Source organism: Bacteroides difficilis, from assembly GCF_048319815.1.
Lineage (GTDB): Bacteria > Bacteroidota > Bacteroidia > Bacteroidales > Bacteroidaceae > Bacteroides > Bacteroides zhangwenhongii.
Map to the genome: position 1 here is coordinate 817,153 of NZ_CP182814.1, position 18,482 is coordinate 835,634.

Genomic DNA, 18,482 nt, shown 5'->3' on the forward strand with positions numbered 1-18,482 from the left:
TTTATCTATTAAAGATACAAAGCTATGTTTTTTTCTCTAGAATTCCAATTATTAATAAAGCAAAAGTGAAAGTTGCCAGATATTCATTCTCCTGAAATATCAATAGTATAAATAAATTGACTACTATTTTACTAAGTCTTTGATTAACCGAATCATTCTCTCTTTAGTATAAAGCGAAGACAATATCTCCCGATTTCTAAGTTTCACAATATCCTCTAAAGGAGTATCTATATCTTGTTGTGAAATTCTTTCCAATTCATAAACCACAAGTCCATGACTTCTAGCCCACTCATATACCGGATTGACTGGAGATAAAAAGACTTTTGCACCTAAATACAGAGCGACTATAATATTACCAATAGCCTCTTGACGCCAATTTCCAAATAAAGCGACACTAACACTGACTTGCATCTTATTATATTCAGATAAAGGCACAAAGTCTAACAATGGATCAAAATTTTTCCCCAACAATTCCTTACCCAACCGAACAACAGATTCAACATACTTTTTTTTGCCGGAATAACTTAAAGGAACAATAACACGGCGATTGCCAATATCTAGTTTGGAAAGGATATCTATCACATATTCATGATTATTAGTGGCGGACGCTGAATTACCAATCATCAAGTTAGTACCATTCACTGTACTTTTGATCAACTCAGGTCCTAAAATAACATCCAATGGATAATAAAAAAAATCTTTCCATATTTTATCCTTTAACTCCGGATAATACTTTAACAAATACAAATAATCATTATCTGTGGTATCAGTCACAATATAGTCCACTTTATCCTTGACAAAGCTAATCGTATCTTCGGCCTCATGCCGTTGCTGTATTCTTTTCAGCAAACCTAATAAATTCCAAGGTTTTCGTTCCTGCCGACAGGAAGAATTAGTTGGGGCAAAAATCTGAAATCCTTTAGGAACCAACAATTTATTATACAAGTCTAATCCCCAAATAATCCAGTACACAGCAACATTATGCAAGGAGAGTGTATTAATAATATCCATTTTACGACGATTTAATAAATGGATATAAAGCTCCGAGAAAGTATAATCTGACTTACTCTTCTGAAATTCACTTCTGGAAAGTACGTTGTATTTTTTATTCACCCATTTAAAGGCTCCTGTACGATTAGTCACCACAAATAGATTTTCACCAGGAAACACTTCCTCAAATATATCAATCGTACGATTTATTATTTTTTCGTCATTGACCAAATGGAGCTTCATCTTCTTGATTCATAAAAAGTTTTAATGACACGGCAAATATAATCCACTTCTTCTACTGTAAGCTCATAAAACAAAGGTAAACGAAGCAAACAATCCGAATAACGGTCGGCTTGAGGAAGACATGCAGTATTCCAGTGACGCTTTTCCGCGTATACACTCTTATGCAAACTTAAATAATGAAAAACAGAATGAATACCATTGTCTTTTAAATAGGCTATAAGTGCAGTGCGTTCCGAAGGAGTAGCACAAATTACATAAAAAGCATGCGCATTATTAGTAGCATAATCCGGCAGAATTGGCAAAACTAATTCAGGAATGCCTTGCAAAAGTTTGTAATAAGCATTCCAAATAGATTTACGTTTAGTCTGAATATCATCCAACTCTTCCAATTGTGCCCACAAAAAAGCAGCAACATACTCTGCTGGCAAAAAAGAAGAACCTATATCCACCCAACCATATTTATTAACTTCCCCCCGGAAGAACTCCGTACGGTTGGTTCCCTTTTCCAAAAGAATATCTGCCCGTTTCACAAAACGCGAATCATTGATAACCAGCATTCCTCCTTCTCCGCATTGAATATTCTTAGTCTCATGAAAAGAAAATGCAGACAAATGCCCTATTGTTCCTAAAGGACGTCCTTTATAAAAACTGTCTACTGCCTGAGCAGCATCTTCAATCACCAATAAATGATGACGTTCTGCTATTTTCAAAACAACATCCATATCACAAGCAACACCAGCATAATGAACAGGAACAATAGCACGAGTACGCGAAGTTATCAGAGATTCCAATTGCTGTTCGTCCAAACATGGACTATCCGTCCGACTATCCACGAATATAACTTTTGCTCCTTGACGAACAAATGCTAAAGCCGTAGACACAAATGTATAAGAGGGAACTATAACTTCATCACCCGGCCCTATGTCTGCCAACATTGCACACATTTCCAAAGCATCCGTACAAGAGGTCGTCAACAAACATCTTTCAGCTCCTAATTTTTCTTCAAAAAAAACTTCACACCTACGAGTAAACTCCCCATTACCACAAGTCTTTCCTGCGTGCAAGGTCTGAGCTATATATTGACATTCCTTTCCTGTCAGCCAGATTTTATTAAATGGTATAGTTTTCATTATTATGTATTTATTTGCGATATCAGACGGCAAAATTAGCGAATATATTATAAACAAAGTTCATATTTTACAGAAATATTCTATCTTTGTCTCATAATTACATCAAGATATGGAATCTAAAATTAACGTAGGCATTATCATTTCAACATACAACAATCCTAGTTGGCTTGAAAAAACTCTTTGGGGATATCTTTATCAAACACGCCCTGCAGACGAAATTATTATTGCTGATGATGGTTCAAAAGAAGACACTCGTCTTTTAATCAACAGTTTCAAAGATAAACTTCCAATTAAACATATATGGCACGAAGATAACGGATTCCAAAAATCACGAATACTAAACAAAGCATTAATCGCTTCTCAATCAGAATATATCATATTCACTGACCAAGACTGTATTCCCCGTAAAGATTTCATTGCTACACACATAAAATATGCAGAAGAAGGATTTTTCCTCTCCGGCGGTTATTTCAAACTGCCTATGAATATCAGTCTGCAACTGTCACAAGAGGATATAGCAACCGGGAATGCTTTTTCCTTAAAATGGTTGAAACAGCAACATTTGAAATGTAATTTCAAATGTACTAAACTTATTAAAAATTCAAAATTCAACCAATTTATGAATTTTATCACCCCTACCAAAGCCACTTGGAATGGATGCAACGCATCCGGATGGCGTAAAGATATGCTTACAATCAATGGATTTAACGAGGAGATGCAATATGGTGGTCAAGACCGTGAATTCGGTGAGCGGCTTTTCAACTTGGGTATAAAGTCCAAACAGATTCGTTATTCCGCCATCGTTATACATCTGGACCATAAACGTCCATATAAGACTAAAGAGTCAATTGCCAAAAATATTGGGATTAGAAAAAATACACGCAAAAAGAATATCATAGAGACCCCTTCTGGTATAAAACAATTACACTCAAACATACCAAATCAAGTCATCACATGAAATATGTGATGATAAAGTTACTTAATTCTTTCTATTTTCCCTATCACCTGTTCAGGAGTAATATTTCTCAGACAAGCATAATCTCCCCTCCAACAAGGCTTTTGCCCGTAAACCGAACAAGGTCGGCAAGGCAAATCCAGCTGTACCGTATTAATGGGTAATTGTTTCCACCCCATAAACCCGGCGTATGGATGGGTAGCCCCCCAAATAGAGATGACAGGTATATTGACCAACGACGCCAGATGCATATTGGCAGAGTCCATTGAAAGCATTACATCCAAATGACTCATCAGATTTAACTCGGTACGCATATTCAACTTACCGATCATAGATACAATGGAGGGATATCTGGCTATCCAGGCATCAAACACTTCCTGCTCTTTCTTGCCTCCTCCGAACAGAAAGACCTTCACCGTAGGATCTGCCGCAAAATGGGCAACGACCTGCTCCTGCAGTTCCAACGGATAAATCTTGCCGGTATGTTTGGCAAAAGGAGCAATGCCAATCCATTTCTGTCTCCCTTTTGGACCGGTTACAGGCTCTATCTCTGCAAAATTCCCTTTTCCTTCACCATAAATAGAAGAAAAGTTTAGCAGAACCGGAAGTCCCAGCTTTTCCAACACATCCGCATAACGGCGGAAGGAACTTTTCTGGTTCTCCATCACCTTATGGTGGCGGCGAACCAGTTTCTGTTTACCTGCCCGCCCTTTACAGATAGAAGCCACCGGTACATTAGCAAGCCGAAACCGCAAACATAAATATCTGGAACGGAGCACATGATGAAAGTCCGCCACATAGTCAAACCGCATTGCTTTCAACTCCGAGTAAAGGCTGTTCAATCCCCAAAAGCCTTTATGCTTGCCTGTCAGATCTGCTCCTACAAAACTTACATTCTCCGGCAATTCCTGAAAAAGCGGTTGCCACAAGGAACGGCTCAGTACAGTTATCTCATGCTGGGGATATTGCACTGCCAGCGAATGTATTACGGGCACTGTCATTGCGACATCACCAAGAGCTGAAAAACGGATAATGAGAATACGCGCCATTCGTTATTTCTTTGCATAAAGCACCGGATTCAATGCCGGGTCGTTATACATCTTCATCTGTTTATATACTTTCATATATTTCTTTCCGGCTTCGATGTCAGCCAATAACTGATCAATAGCCAACGAAAGATCCTTGCGTTGCTCTAACAAAACATTCAGTTTGGTCTGGCATTGTGTACGATGTTCTTCGCTAGTATCCGTACGTTCCACCTCTTGCTGCATGTGGTAGATTTTCAAAGCAAGGATAGACAAGCGGTCTATAGCCCATGCCGGGCTTTCCGTATTGATTGTCGCATTGTCAAGGGGGATTACCTCTTTGTATTTGTCAAGGAAGTAACTATCAATCAACTCTACCAGGTCCGTACGATCCTGATTGGACTTATCGATTCTTCTCTTCAAAGTCAAAGCAGCCGCCGGATCAATCTGGGGATCACGGATGATATCTTCGAAATGCCACTGAACGGCATCTATCCAGTTTTTCAAATATAAATAATACTCAATCGACTTCAACTCGTAAGGATTGTTCATCTGAGCGTCTACACTATCCGTTACATGGTAATCATTAGTCGATTTCCAAAAAATCTCGTTGCAAAGGTTACTAAATGTCATAATCTTAACTAGCTATTAGATATATAATAGGGCAAATCTATGTAATATTTCTCAGACAAGCAACCCTTTCTTACTTTTTTATTTAGTACCTTTGTGGATACCAAAGATAAATTGTATATGAAAATCATTATAGACAACAAGATACCTTATATAAAAGAAGCCGTCCAAAGTATAGCAGATGAAGTAGTTTACGCTCCCGGAAAGGATTTTACACCGGAACTGGTACGGGATGCGGATGCGCTTATTGTCCGTACCCGTACACATTGCAACCGTGAATTATTAGAAGGAAGCCGGGTAAAGTTCATAGCGACAGCTACGATTGGCTTCGACCATATCGACACGGAATATTGCAAACAAGCAGGCATAGAATGGACTAATGCACCGGGATGCAACTCAGCTTCCGTCGCGCAATACGTACAAGCTTCGCTTCTGGTATGGAAATCTATGAGAAACAAAAAGCTGGAGGGACTGACTATCGGTATCATAGGTGTTGGAAATGTAGGAAGTAAGGTAGCAAAAGTAGCAAAAGACTTTGGGATGCGGGTCCTATTGAACGACCTGCCTCGGGAAGAGAAAGAAGGGAATCGTTTTTTTACCTCTTTAAATGAAATAGCTGAAGAGTGCGACATCATCACCTTTCATGTACCTTTATATAAAGAAGGGAAATACAGAACCTTTCATCTGGCAGATACAAATTTCTTCCGCTCACTAAAACGCAAGCCCGTCATCATCAACACCTCTCGGGGAGAAGTCATTGAAACGGGAGCTCTTTTGGAAGCATTGGACAATAAATCGATTTCGGATGCCATCATTGATGTATGGGAACACGAACCGGAAATCAATCTCGAACTGCTTAAGAAGGTCATCATAGGCACTCCACACATTGCCGGATATTCTGCTGACGGGAAAGCAAACGCAACACGTATGTCTTTAGATGCTATCTGCAGATTCTTCCGGATAGAGGGGGATTATGAGATTCATGCGCCGATACCGAATTCCCCTGTCATCCATGCAGAAAACTACGAAAATGCACTTCTCCAAATATATAATCCGGCTGAAGACAGCGACCGGTTAAAAAATCAACCAGAGCTATTCGAAACCTTACGTGGAGACTATCCATTAAGAAGAGAAGAGCAAGCTTATATAATTAAATATAAAGAATAAGGCGTACCATCTCCTACGTCTTATCCTCCACACAATAATCTCTCTATAACACGGGGGAAATGTTCATACTCCAAAGCATGTACTTTCTTGGCTACATCCTCAGGAGAGTCGGTCGGAAGCACCGGGCAAGCGGTTTGAAAAACAGTGTTTCCTTCATCATAATGTTCATTTATATAATGTATAGTAATGCCGCTTTCTTTCTCGCCCGCAGCCACCACCGCTTCATGAACACGGTCGCCATACATCCCCTTTCCTCCAAACTTGGGCAAAAGAGCCGGATGTATATTTATAATTTTATTGGGATAAGCATGCAAAAGTAAATCCGGAACCCGGACCAAGAAACCCGCCAACACCACAAAATCAATGTGATATTCCTGCAAAACAGCCAGAATCTCATCTCCAGCCATCCAATCTTCCTTTGGAAACACGTTACAAGGTACTCCCAGACGGTGTGCACGTTCCAAAACGTATGCATCACTTCTGTTTGAAAGTACCAACGAAACCTGAATGGCTTCGTTTTTTCGGAAATACCGGATAATGTTCTCTGTATTAGAGCCGGAACCGGAGGCAAAAATTGCGATGTTTTTCTTCATAACTCTCAAATTCAATGCACAAAACAGTGAAAAATGTGCAAAACTTTGCATTTATTTAGTCAAATATTTGCGCAAAACGATAAATATTCATTCCTTTGCACCGCAAATTTAAAGAAATAAAACTAATTATTAATTAAAAACTTAAAGTTATGTCTGAAATTGCATCAAGAGTAAAAGCGATTATCGTTGATAAATTAGGCGTAGAAGAATCAGAAGTTACAACCGAAGCAAGCTTCACTAACGACCTGGGAGCAGATTCTCTTGACACTGTAGAACTTATCATGGAATTCGAAAAAGAATTCGGTATCTCTATTCCTGATGACCAAGCAGAAAAAATTGGTACTGTAGGTGATGCTGTATCTTATATCGAAGAACACGCTAAGTAATCCGATTTCATCAATATGGAATTAAAAAGAGTGGTAGTAACAGGTCTTGGCGCCATTACTCCCGTTGGCAACAGCGTTCCTGAATTTTGGGAAAACATCGTGAACGGGGTTAGTGGAGCAGGACCTATTACTCATTTTGATGCGTCGCTATTCAAGACCCAATTCGCATGTGAGGTGAAAAACTTCGATGCAACAAAATACATCGACCGCAAGGAAGCAAGAAAGATGGATTTGTATACTCAATATGCCATCGTTGTAGCCAAAGAAGCGGTAGAAGATTCTGGTCTTGACGTAGAAAAAGAAGACTTAAACAAAATCGGCGTTATCTTTGGTGCCGGTATTGGTGGTATACATACATTTGAAGAGGAAGTGGGCAACTACTATACCCGTCAGGAAATGGGTCCGAAATTCAATCCGTTCTTCATCCCCAAGATGATCTCGGATATTGCTGCCGGACAGATTTCCATCATGTATGGTTTCCACGGTCCTAACTATGCGACTTGTTCAGCATGCGCTACTTCTACCAATGCCATTGCAGATGCTTTCAATCTGATTCGTCTGGGCAAAGCAAATGTAATTGTATCCGGTGGTTCGGAAGCAGCTATCTTCCCGGCAGGCGTAGGCGGTTTTAACGCTATGCATGCATTGTCAACCCGCAACGACGAAGCTTCTAAAGCTTCACGTCCGTTTAGCGCAAGCCGTGACGGCTTCATCATGGGCGAAGGTGGCGGTTGCCTGATTCTGGAAGAACTGGAACACGCTAAAGCTCGCGGTGCAAAAATTTATGCAGAAGTTGCCGGTGTAGGTATGTCTGCAGATGCACATCACTTGACTGCTTCTCATCCGGAGGGTCTTGGAGCTAAACTGGTGATGAAGAATGCATTGGAAGATGCAGGAATGGATCCGAAAGAAGTAGACTACATTAATGTACATGGTACATCTACTCCGGTAGGTGATATTTCAGAAGCAAAAGCAATCAAGGAAGTATTCGGCGATCATGCCTTTGAATTGAACATCAGTTCAACGAAATCAATGACAGGTCACTTGTTGGGTGCTGCCGGTGCGGTAGAATCTATTGCAAGTATTCTTGCCATCAAGAACGGCATTGTTCCTCCGACTATCAACCACGAAGAAGGTGACAACGACGAGAATATTGACTATAACCTTAATTTCACGTTCAATAAAGCACAAAAACGCGAAGTTAATGTTGCCTTGTCCAATACATTCGGATTTGGCGGTCATAATGCGTGCGTTATCTTCAAGAAATACGCTGAGTAATATCGTGTTACGTAACAAAATAGATAAGATAAGGCTCCTATTCCGCAAGGATAGAGAGTCTTATCTTTGTTTTTACCGGATACTCGGGTTCTATCCACGCAATATTCAGCTTTATGAGCAGGCTCTCCTGCATAAATCAACCTCCCTCCGTTCGGAAAAAGGGCGTCCGTTGAATAATGAGCGACTGGAGTTTCTGGGGGATGCCATCCTTGACGCTATCGTAGGCGACATCGTCTACAAGCATTTTGAAGGAAAGCGGGAAGGATTTCTTACAAACACGCGTTCCAAGATCGTACAACGGGAAACCTTGAACAAGTTAGCCGTAGAAATCGGACTGGATAAACTCATAAAGTATTCCACCCGTTCGTCTTCTCACAACAGTTATATGTACGGAAATGCTTTCGAAGCATTTATCGGGGCTATCTATCTGGATCAAGGATATGAACGCTGCAAGCAGTTTATGGAGGAACGAATCATCAACCGTTACATTGATCTGGACATTTTATCCCGTAAAGAAGTAAACTTCAAATCCAAATTGATTGAGTGGAGCCAAAAGAACAAGATGGAAGTCTCTTTTGAACTAATCGAACAATTCCTCGACCGGGACAGTAATCCTGTATTTCAGACTGAGGTACGGATCGAAGGATTTCCTGCCGGAACCGGAACCGGATATTCCAAAAAAGAGTCTCAACAAAACGCCGCCCAAATGGCAATCAAAAAGGTAAAAGATCCTGTATTCATGGCAACAGTCGATGAAGCTATCCAAAGCAAATTCCCATGCGACGACCTTGAATCACCAAATCATGATCTTCTGTAACTAATTTTAATTTCCCGGCTACTTCAGCGAGAGGAATAGACGATATACCATCTCCTTTCAAAGCTACCATACGTCCGAATTCTCCATTGGCAATCAATTCTGTTGCATGACCACCCATCCGCGTAGAGAGATTACGGTCAAAAGGAGTAGGTGAACCACCACGCTGAATATACCCCAGTACCGTTTCACGGGTTTCGATACCTGTCTCATACTCAATCTCTTGAGCGATATATTCTGCGGCACGCTTACGGCCGTCTGTCTGAATCCCTTCGGCCACCACCACGATAGAATAAGGTTTTCCTTTTTTCAGTCTCTCCAAAATCGTATTGCCGATATTCTTAATACTATAAGGAATTTCGGGAACAAGAATCACATCTCCTCCACCTGCCATGCCGGAATATAAAGCAATCCAACCTGCCTTATGCCCCATTACTTCAATAACCATCACTCTTTTGTGGGAACTGGCAGTAGAATGCAGGCGGTCAATAGCATCGGTAGCAATGCTTACGGCCGAATCGAACCCGAAAGAAATATCCGTTCCCCAAATGTCATTGTCAATCGTCTTAGGGACAGAAACAATATTCACCCCCATCGCCGCAAATTTGGCAGCGGTCTTTTGCGTTCCGTTTCCTCCAATACAGACAACGCAATCCAGCCCCATTTCACGAATATTCTGAAGAATCAGGGCAGGCTTGTCCACGTCGGATACAACACCTCCTTTTTTGAATGGCTTTTCGCGGGAAGTACCCAGCATGGTTCCTCCAAGGTTCAGTAACCCGGAGAGAGATTTATCCGTAAAAGATTCCACATCTTTAGTCAACAACCCTTGAAAACCACTATGAATACCTATCACTTCCATCCCATAATAATTGATGGCAGTCTTACACACGCCACGAATGGTGGCATTAATACCGGGACAGTCCCCACCGGAGGTTAAGATTCCAATTCTCATTGTCTTATTTATTAGTCAAAAACTCGGAGATTTAGTGAAACTCGAAGATTTTAACGATTATTTCCGTCGTAAAGATAGAAAAAAAAGATAAATAAGGTTACTTTTGCACGAATAAACATTATCATGTTAAAGCAGAAATGAATATTACAAAAATTATCAGCAAGACTTTCGACTCCCGTTTAAAACAAATAGATTTATATGCCAGTGAAGCCAGCGAGATACAACACCGTGTATTAAATCGTTTAGTGCAACAGGCTTCCCAGACTGAATGGGGGAAAAAGTACGACTACTCCTCCATCCGCGGCTATGAAGATTTCAGAAAACGTGTTCCCATTCAGACATACGAAGAAATAAAACCATACGTGGAACGTTTACGGGCGGGAGAACAGAATCTGCTTTGGCCATCAGAAATACGCTGGTTTGCCAAATCATCCGGAACGACGAATGACAAAAGTAAATTTCTTCCTGTCAGCAAGGAAGCATTGGAGGATATTCATTACAGGGGAGGAAAAGATGCGGTAGCCCTTTATTTCCGTATCAATCCAGACAGTCATTTTTTCTCCGGGAAAGGACTGATACTGGGAGGCAGCCACAGCCCGAATCTGAATTCCAACCACAGTCTGGTCGGAGATTTGTCGGCCATCTTGATTCAAAATGTAAATCCGCTTGTTAATTTCATTCGCGTTCCAAGCAAAAAGATTGCATTGATGAGCGAATGGGAAACAAAGATAGAAGCAATTGCCAACAGTACGATTCCGGCAAATGTAACTAACCTTTCCGGTGTTCCGTCTTGGATGCTGGTGCTTATCAAACGAATTCTTGAAAAAACCGGGAAACAGACTTTAGAAGAGGTATGGCCGAATTTGGAAGTATTTTTCCATGGCGGAGTAGCTTTCACACCTTACCGTGAACAATACAAGCAGGTGATACATTCACCGAATATGCATTATGTAGAGACGTATAACGCTTCCGAAGGATACTTCGGCACTCAAAACGATCTTTCTGATCCTGCCATGCTGCTGATGATTGATTACGGAATCTTTTATGAGTTTGTTCCATTGGAGGAAGTGGGAAAAGAAAATCCGCAGGCGTATTGCCTTGAGGAAGTAGAATTAGGCAAAAATTATGCTATGGTGATTTCTACTTCTTGCGGTTTATGGAGATATATGATTGGCGACACGGTGAAATTCACCAGCAAAAATCCTTATAAATTTGTTATCACAGGAAGAACGAAGCATTTCATTAATGCATTCGGTGAAGAGCTTATTGTCGATAATGCCGAGAAAGGACTGGCTAAGGCTTGTGCGGAAACCGGAGCACAGGTCAGCGAATATTCTGCCGCACCGGTATTTATGGACGAAAACGCCAAATGCCGTCACCAGTGGCTGATTGAGTTTGCCAAAATGCCTGATTCGGTTGAGAAATTCGCAGCGATATTAGATGCGACTCTGAAGGAGGTTAATTCCGATTATGAAGCAAAACGCTGGAAAGATATTGCATTGCAACCGTTGGAGGTGATCGTTGCCCGTCAAGGATTGTTCCATGACTGGTTAGCCCAAAAAGGGAAATTGGGGGGACAGCATAAAATTCCCAGATTAAGTAATACCCGGGAATACATAGAAACAATGCTATTGCTAAATCAATAATAAATCACTCGCATGAGACCCGGGTGTCATACACATCATCTTTCCTACGAAATTAGCGGGCATTCACTATTATCCCTCCTCCCAACAGTAAACCATCTCTATAAAACGCAGCAGCTTGTCCTGCCGCAATTGCAGTTAAGGGCTCATGAAGTTGTACATGAAGTAAATTATCCGGTGTAACAGTGACCGTGCAATGGTTTTCTTGCTTACGATATCGTATTTTCACGATGACATCATTGTAGCCCAGAATCTTTTGGGGATTTACAAGATTCCAATCTTTCAGCTGCATTTCTGTTTTTTCCAAAGCAGAAAGAGAAGACAACACAACTTCGTTCTTTTCGGGATATATCTCTTTTACAAAAACAGGACGATTCAGATGAATGCCCAAACCACGTCTCTGACCGATGGTGTAGAAAGGATACCCTTCATGCCAACCCATAAAATCCCCCTTTTCATCGACGAATCTTCCCCGTCGGACCATTTCGGACCAACAGCTGACATTTTCAGACCAATGGCTGACATTTTCGGACCGCAACTGACCATTTCGGACCAACCATTCTTTTAGGAAGTTCCGATAGTCCATCGGACAGAAACAGACTCCTATACTATCTTTTTTTGTCGCTACTTTTTGGAAACCACGTTCGGAAGCCCAAACACGAGCCTCAACTTTTGTAATATTCCCCATCGGCAACAGTATCCGCCGAAGTATATCTTGCTTCAGCCCCCATAGAAAAAAAGACTGGTCCTTGTCCGGATCAACGGCATAGGTTATATAATAGGTATCTTCCAACTTTGCTTTCTGAACATAATGTCCGGTCGCTATATAAAAAACGCCCATTTCATCGGCAACTTTAGCAAGCAAAGGCCACTTCAGATAGTTATTACAGAGTGTACAAGGGACCGGAGTACGACCTTCCATATATTCCTGTACAAAGTATTCTATGATTTGCTTACGAAAAACATCACGGGCATCATACGTGATATGACGAATACCCAAACGCTTCGCCAAACTACGTGCATCCTCCAGATATTCTGTCGAGTCGTTCAACTCATAGAAACGGAAAGTAATTCCGGTTACTTCATAACCGGCCTCCAGTAGTCGCATGGCAGCAACAGAACTATCCGTGCCACCGCTCATACCCAACAATACTCGTCTATTTTCTTCTATCATACTGCAAAATTAAGGATTTTCCCGTATCTTTGTCAGTCAAAGCCTAAAGAGAATGAAAGAGAAAACATCTGATGGACAAATTATAATTGTATTGACAGAGCATCCCGTACTCGGCATATTGCTCATCCCCTATATAGCTGAAAGATTAAGTGACAACACATTACAATTAGTAGAACAAGCATTTCACGCCTCTGCCGAAGCTATGAGCCGGATGAGTGAAGCGGAAAGGCAGGCTATTGACATCGCGTCACACTATACGGAAAAGTATTTGATGGGAGTATACTCCCGAGAGAAAACAGTCTCCCGCTTCCTACATAAATTATCCGAAGACCCCGAACGGATAAAAAACAACGTCCGTCCATTTATTGAAAAGAAATTGCAGGAAATGCTGACTCTGATACGTGAAAAGAAGTTAGCGCTTTATCAGAAACAAGGGGGAAGTAAACTGCTGTATGCCCATCATGCCTACCACGTCCATCCACATGACGCTGAGATTCGTTTCATGTTTCAGGTAGATGAAAATACTTTCCGCTATCAACTGCAATGTTATTATAAAGGCGAGCCATTCTCTCTCAGTGAGCAAAAACCAGTCAATGTGTTAACATCCATGCCGGCCACCTTATCATTGGGAATGGAGTTGTATTTCTTTCCAAACATTGAAAGTAGCCGACTTTTACCTTTTACAAAAAAAGAAGCCATCAGCGTAACGACTTCCGAAACCGAAAAGTATATTGACAACATTCTCATTCCCATAGCCCGTTATCATGAAATCAAGACTGAGGGACTGAACTTGACCGAGAAGAAACAAAATTGCAAGGCAATGTTAATCATCGAAAATACAATTTACGATAAACAGTTGCTACAACTTAGTTTTCGTTATGGCGACCAGACCTTTACTCCGGACAGCAATACCGGTATGAAGAGAATCATTTACCGAAACGAATCCGGAGAGATATGCTGTTTCCGGCGAAATGCCAATGCAGAGAAAAGAGCGATACACTTCTTGACAAATGCCGGACTACAACGTATCAGCGATTCCCACTTTCAGTTATCGCCCGATATTCCCGAAAGAACACTCTCCGAATGGATCAGCAACCACCGAAAAATATTACAACAATCTTTTATATTATCCGGTAATATGGGGAGCACACCTTATTGTTTGGACGAGATACGTATCGAACAAAGTTGCGATGATAATCCCGACTGGTTTGAATTACATATTACCGTCGTCATCGGTGGCCTGCGTATTCCCTTCACACGTTTCCGGAAACATATCCTTGAAGAGAAAAGGGAGTTCCTGCTACCGGACGGGCGAATGATTTTATTACCGGAAGAATGGTTCAGCAAATACACGAATATGCTGGAAATGGGAGTCCAGACAGAAAAAGGATTCCGCTTAAAGCATACATTCATAGGCGTAGTAGAGACTATCTTGAATACACCTGCATCCAAGACTCCTACATTCAAGAAAGAAATACGTAGCATTCATCCGCCCAAAGGACTAAAAGCACAGCTACGTCCCTATCAGCAAAAAGGATTCTCGTGGATGGTACATCTCAACAAAGGAGAATTCGGCGGATGCCTGGCAGACGACATGGGATTGGGAAAGACACTTCAGACACTTACCCTGCTACAATATATCTATAAGCCAATATCCCCAACCGCCCGTCAGACTGCGGATATTACCGTTTCTTCTTCCGCCATCCGGGAAGCAAAAGCGGATACCGACGGACAGTTCTCTTTATTCTCTTTCGACTCCGAAGATGAGTTACTGCCCCAGCCACACGAGATTCGTGGAAAAGACATGAATCCGGAAAATGTATCACAACCGCAAACACGAAAGCCCCGAAAACCCGCTACACTTATTGTGGTCCCCACGTCGTTACTTCATAATTGGCGTCGGGAAGCAAAACGTTTTACCACGCTTTCAATGGTAGAATACACGAGTACCAGTATTCTCAGCAAGACACATCCGGAGAAGTTTTTCGGACGTTTTCATTTAGTGTTCACAACCTACGGGACAATGAGAAAGAATATTGACATACTCCGCTCCTACTGTTTTGAATACATCGTACTCGATGAGAGCCAGAATATCAAGAATAGCGAATCGCTCACCTTCCATTCGGCTATCCAACTGCAAAGCAAGTACAAACTAGTACTTACCGGTACTCCGATCGAGAATTCCCTTAAAGACCTGTGGGCGCAATTCCACTTCATACAACCGGACCTGCTAGGCTCGGAAAGTAGTTTTCAAAAGCGATTTATGTTACCAATCCGTCAAGGGAATACCCGCATAGAAGCACAACTGCAACAGTTGATCGCTCCATTCATTCTCCGCAGAAGTAAAAGAGAGGTTGCTCCGGAACTTCCTCCGCTTACGGAAGAGACAATCTATTGTGATATGACGGAAGAACAAAACACCTGGTATGAGCAAGAGAAAAACAGCTTGCGCAATATTCTGCTTCAACATCCTCAAAGTACGGACAAACTGCACTCATTCAGTGTACTGAACGGAATTCTACGCTTACGCCAATTGGCGTGTCATCCTCAACTAATCTTTCCTGATTTCACGGGATCTTCCGGGAAAACTGCACAAATCATTGAGACTTTCGACACCCTACGGAGTGAAGGACACAAAGTATTAATATTTTCTTCATTCGTCAAACATCTGGAAGTACTGGCAGAAGCCTTTCAGGAGCGTGGATGGAAGTACGCCTTACTGACAGGAGCCACCAATGACCGACCTTCCGAAATAGCCCATTTCACCGAACAAAAAGATGTGCAGGCTTTCCTTATTTCTTTGAAAGCGGGAGGAGTAGGACTTAATCTGACACAGGCCGACTACGTATTTATCATCGACCCCTGGTGGAATCCTGCCGCTGAATCACAAGCTATAGCCCGTGCCCATCGCATCGGGCAGGATAAACAAGTGATTGCCTATCGTTTCATTACTCAAGGCAGTATAGAGGAAAAAATCCTTCAACTTCAAGACGAAAAACGAAAACTGGCAGAGACATTCGTTACTGATAGCGAAACATTGCCAGCATTGAGTAGTGAACAATGGGTGGACTTGCTAAAATGATTTTTTATTATATCTTTGTATCCAAAACCATACAGCATGAAATACAAACTTATCGTGCTCGATCTTGACGGCACACTGACCAACTCCAAGAAAGAAATCACCCTCCGCAACAAAGAGGCATTGATACGTGTACAAGAACAAGGTGTACGACTTGTCTTAGCCTCCGGACGACCAACCTATGGTATCGTACCTCTAGCCAATGAATTGCGAATGAACGAGTTCGGCGGATTCATATTGTCCTATAACGGAGGAGAAATCATCAACTGGGAAACGAATGAAATGATATACGAGAACGTGTTGCCTAATGATATCATTCCCCGACTTTATGAAGCTGCCCGCACATACCATCTGACTATATTGACTTACGACGGAGCAGAGATTGTGACTGAGAATTCCCATGACCCATACGTAGAAAAAGAAGCGTTTCTGAATAAAATGGCGATTCGTGAAACCAACGATTTTCTTACTGATATCACCCTGCCGGTAGCTAAATGTCTGATTGTGGGAGATCCGGACCGACTCATTCCTTTGGAATCGGAACTATGTCTTCAGCTACAAGGACGTATCAATATCTTCCGTTCAGAACCTTATTTTCTTGAATTAGTCCCACAAGGTATTGACAAAGCACTGTCTCTTGGTGTTCTATTAGAAGAGACAGGTGTAAAACGTGAAGAAATAATAGCAATGGGGGATGGCTACAATGACCTTTCCATGATAAAATTCGCAGGACTGGGTATTGCTATGGGGAACGCCCAGGAACCGGTGAAAAAAGCGGCTGACTACATTACCTTAAGCAATGAGGAAGATGGCGTTGCCGAAGCCATTGAGAAGTTTATCTATCAACAATAGCCTACATATCCGGATTTTATACTAACTTTGCGATTCCAATAAAACAAATATAAAAGGTTATGGAACATCAACTTACAATTTACAACACTTTAAATAGAAAGAAAGAGTTGTTCGTACCGCTTCACGCTCCTCATGTAGGAATGTACGTATGCGGGCCGACGGTCTACGGTGATGCCCATCTCGGACACGCGCGACCCTCTATTACATTCGACGTTCTTTTCCGATATCTCACTCATCTAGGATACAAAGTGCGTTATGTACGCAATATTACCGACGTAGGTCATTTGGAGCATGATGCCGACGACGGTGAGGACAAGATCGAAAAGAAAGCGCGTTTGGAAGAGCTGGAGCCAATGGAAGTTGTACAGTATTATCTGAACCGCTACCACAAAGCAATGGAAGCGCTCAACGTACTTTCGCCAAGTATCGAACCGCACGCTTCAGGGCATATCATCGAACAAATCGAACTGGTACAGAAGATTCTCGATGCCGGTTACGCTTATGAAAGCGAAGGTTCCGTATATTTCGATGTAGCCAAGTACAACAAAGACCACCATTACGGAAGGCTTTCCGGCCGCAATCTGGACGATGTACTGAATACGACCCGTGAACTGGACGGACAAAGTGAAAAGCGCAATCCCGCCGACTTTGCCCTTTGGAAGAAAGCGCAACCTGAGCATATCATGCGTTGGCCGTCTCCGTGGAGTGACGGTTTTCCCGGATGGCATGCCGAATGTACCGCTATGGGACGCAAATATTTGGGCGAACACTTCGATATTCACGGAGGAGGAATGGATTTGGTTTTCCCTCACCACGAATGTGAAATTGCACAGTCGGTCGCTTCTCAGGGGGATGATATGGTTCACTATTGGATGCACAATAACATGATTACCATCAACGGAACAAAGATGGGCAAATCACTCGGCAACTTTATCACATTGGATGAGTTTTTCAACGGTACCCATAAGTTGTTGGCGCAAGCCTATACGCCCATGACTATCCGTTTCTTTATTCTGCAAGCGCACTACCGCAGTACGGTGGACTTCAGCAACGAAGCATTGCAAGCATCTGAAAAAGGATTACAACGCCTGATGGAAGCCATCGATGCATTGGAGAAAATAACTCCAGCCGCCGCTACTTCAGAAGGAATCAACGTTAAAGAGCTACGTGCCAAATGCTACGAAGCAATGAATGACGATTTGAACACTCCTATCGTCATCGCACAACTTTTCGAAGGTGCCCGTATCATAAATAATATCATTGCCGGCAATGCCACAATCTCTGCCGAAGACTTGAAAGATCTGAAAGAGACTTTCCATCTGTTCAGTTTTGACATTATGGGATTGAAAGAGGAGAAAGGTTCTTCCGATGGCCGTGAGGCGGCATACGGGAAAGTAGTAGATATGCTGCTGGAACAACGTATGAAAGCAAAAGCCAATAAAGACTGGGCGACATCCGACGAGATTCGCAACACGCTGACAGCACTCGGGTTCGAAATCAAAGATACCAAAGATGGTTTCGAATGGAGATTGAATAAATAAAAAATACAGAAGACCGGTTCGTGGTGA

16 protein-coding genes are annotated in these 18,482 nt (G+C 42.0%); 9 read left to right on the top strand and 7 right to left on the bottom strand.

Annotated features, from left to right (window positions below; translation table 11 throughout):
* Positions 1-123: 123 nt before the first annotated feature.
* Positions 124-1,233 (bottom strand): TDP-N-acetylfucosamine:lipid II N-acetylfucosaminyltransferase, encoded by a 1,110-nt coding sequence (locus ACNOGP_RS03200; RefSeq protein ID WP_418214046.1) that lies wholly within the window; start codon positions 1,231-1,233, stop codon positions 124-126.
* On the bottom strand, positions 1,230-2,363 hold the full coding sequence (rffA, locus tag ACNOGP_RS03205; RefSeq protein ID WP_195474681.1) for a dTDP-4-amino-4,6-dideoxygalactose transaminase: 1,134 nt from the start codon (positions 2,361-2,363) through the stop codon (positions 1,230-1,232). Before rffA ends, ACNOGP_RS03200 begins: the two co-directional genes overlap by 4 nt.
* Before the next feature lie 109 nt (positions 2,364-2,472).
* Here rffA and ACNOGP_RS03210 point away from each other — a divergent pair, with 109 nt between their 5' ends.
* Positions 2,473-3,321 carry a glycosyltransferase family 2 protein gene (locus tag ACNOGP_RS03210; protein ID WP_186966341.1) on the top strand — a complete coding sequence of 283 codons (849 nt, stop codon included), beginning with the start codon at positions 2,473-2,475 and terminating at the stop codon, positions 3,319-3,321.
* Positions 3,322-3,338: 17 nt separating this feature from the next.
* Here ACNOGP_RS03210 and ACNOGP_RS03215 read toward each other — a convergent pair whose 3' ends face one another.
* Together ACNOGP_RS03215 and ACNOGP_RS03220 are read right to left on the bottom strand one after the other, a co-directional pair.
* On the bottom strand, positions 3,339-4,367 hold the full coding sequence (locus ACNOGP_RS03215) for a glycosyltransferase family 9 protein (RefSeq protein WP_418214047.1): 1,029 nt from the start codon (positions 4,365-4,367) through the stop codon (positions 3,339-3,341).
* A 3-nt stretch (positions 4,368-4,370) separates the two neighbouring features.
* Positions 4,371-4,976, bottom strand: coding sequence for a DUF4254 domain-containing protein (locus tag ACNOGP_RS03220; protein WP_195474674.1), 606 nt, complete (start codon positions 4,974-4,976; stop codon positions 4,371-4,373).
* Positions 4,977-5,093: 117 nt separating this feature from the next.
* Here ACNOGP_RS03220 and pdxB point away from each other — a divergent pair, with 117 nt between their 5' ends.
* A complete protein-coding gene (gene pdxB, locus ACNOGP_RS03225; RefSeq protein ID WP_418214048.1) occupies positions 5,094-6,140 on the top strand; it encodes a 4-phosphoerythronate dehydrogenase PdxB in 1,047 nt (348 codons plus the stop codon).
* A 20-nt stretch (positions 6,141-6,160) separates the two neighbouring features.
* On the opposite strand, the gene purN is transcribed toward pdxB, so the two are convergent.
* A complete protein-coding gene (gene purN / locus ACNOGP_RS03230) occupies positions 6,161-6,784 on the bottom strand; it encodes a phosphoribosylglycinamide formyltransferase (protein WP_418214049.1) in 624 nt (207 codons plus the stop codon).
* A gap of 98 nt (positions 6,785-6,882) precedes the next feature.
* On the opposite strand from purN, the gene ACNOGP_RS03235 reads away from it, so the two are divergent.
* The 3 genes from ACNOGP_RS03235 to rnc are packed head-to-tail and all read left to right on the top strand — an operon-like array spanning position 6,883 to position 9,214.
* Positions 6,883-7,119 (top strand): acyl carrier protein, encoded by a 237-nt coding sequence (locus tag ACNOGP_RS03235; RefSeq protein ID WP_002558672.1) that lies wholly within the window; start codon positions 6,883-6,885, stop codon positions 7,117-7,119.
* Between the two features lie 15 nt (positions 7,120-7,134).
* Entirely contained in the window at positions 7,135-8,397 is a 1,263-nt protein-coding gene (fabF, locus tag ACNOGP_RS03240; RefSeq protein WP_186966337.1) for a beta-ketoacyl-ACP synthase II, read from the top strand.
* Positions 8,363-9,214: a ribonuclease III gene (gene rnc, locus ACNOGP_RS03245; RefSeq protein ID WP_007763067.1), complete on the top strand. Its 852-nt coding sequence runs from the start codon at positions 8,363-8,365 to the stop codon at positions 9,212-9,214. Before fabF ends, rnc begins: the two co-directional genes overlap by 35 nt.
* On the opposite strand, the gene ACNOGP_RS03250 is transcribed toward rnc, so the two are convergent.
* Positions 9,156-10,166 carry an ATP-dependent 6-phosphofructokinase gene (locus tag ACNOGP_RS03250; RefSeq protein WP_270539536.1) on the bottom strand — a complete coding sequence of 337 codons (1,011 nt, stop codon included), beginning with the start codon at positions 10,164-10,166 and terminating at the stop codon, positions 9,156-9,158. The genes rnc and ACNOGP_RS03250 overlap by 59 nt on opposite strands.
* A 137-nt stretch (positions 10,167-10,303) precedes the next feature.
* On the opposite strand from ACNOGP_RS03250, the gene ACNOGP_RS03255 reads away from it, so the two are divergent.
* Positions 10,304-11,812, top strand: coding sequence for a GH3 auxin-responsive promoter family protein (locus ACNOGP_RS03255; protein ID WP_418214050.1), 1,509 nt, complete (start codon positions 10,304-10,306; stop codon positions 11,810-11,812).
* A gap of 52 nt (positions 11,813-11,864) precedes the next feature.
* On the opposite strand, the gene mnmA is transcribed toward ACNOGP_RS03255, so the two are convergent.
* Positions 11,865-12,983 (bottom strand): tRNA 2-thiouridine(34) synthase MnmA, encoded by a 1,119-nt coding sequence (mnmA, locus tag ACNOGP_RS03260; protein ID WP_418214051.1) that lies wholly within the window; start codon positions 12,981-12,983, stop codon positions 11,865-11,867.
* Positions 12,984-13,035: 52 nt separating this feature from the next.
* Here mnmA and ACNOGP_RS03265 point away from each other — a divergent pair, with 52 nt between their 5' ends.
* Genes ACNOGP_RS03265 through cysS form a run of 3 tightly spaced genes read left to right on the top strand, consistent with a single transcriptional unit; the run spans position 13,036 to position 18,455 of the window.
* Positions 13,036-16,065, top strand: a complete 3,030-nt coding sequence (locus tag ACNOGP_RS03265) for a DEAD/DEAH box helicase (protein WP_418214052.1) — start codon at positions 13,036-13,038, stop codon at positions 16,063-16,065.
* 36 nt (positions 16,066-16,101) lie between these two features.
* Positions 16,102-16,914: a Cof-type HAD-IIB family hydrolase gene (locus ACNOGP_RS03270; RefSeq protein ID WP_418214053.1), complete on the top strand. Its 813-nt coding sequence runs from the start codon at positions 16,102-16,104 to the stop codon at positions 16,912-16,914.
* A gap of 59 nt (positions 16,915-16,973) precedes the next feature.
* Positions 16,974-18,455, top strand: a complete 1,482-nt coding sequence (gene cysS / locus ACNOGP_RS03275; RefSeq protein WP_195474661.1) for a cysteine--tRNA ligase — start codon at positions 16,974-16,976, stop codon at positions 18,453-18,455.
* Positions 18,456-18,482 lie beyond the last annotated feature (27 nt).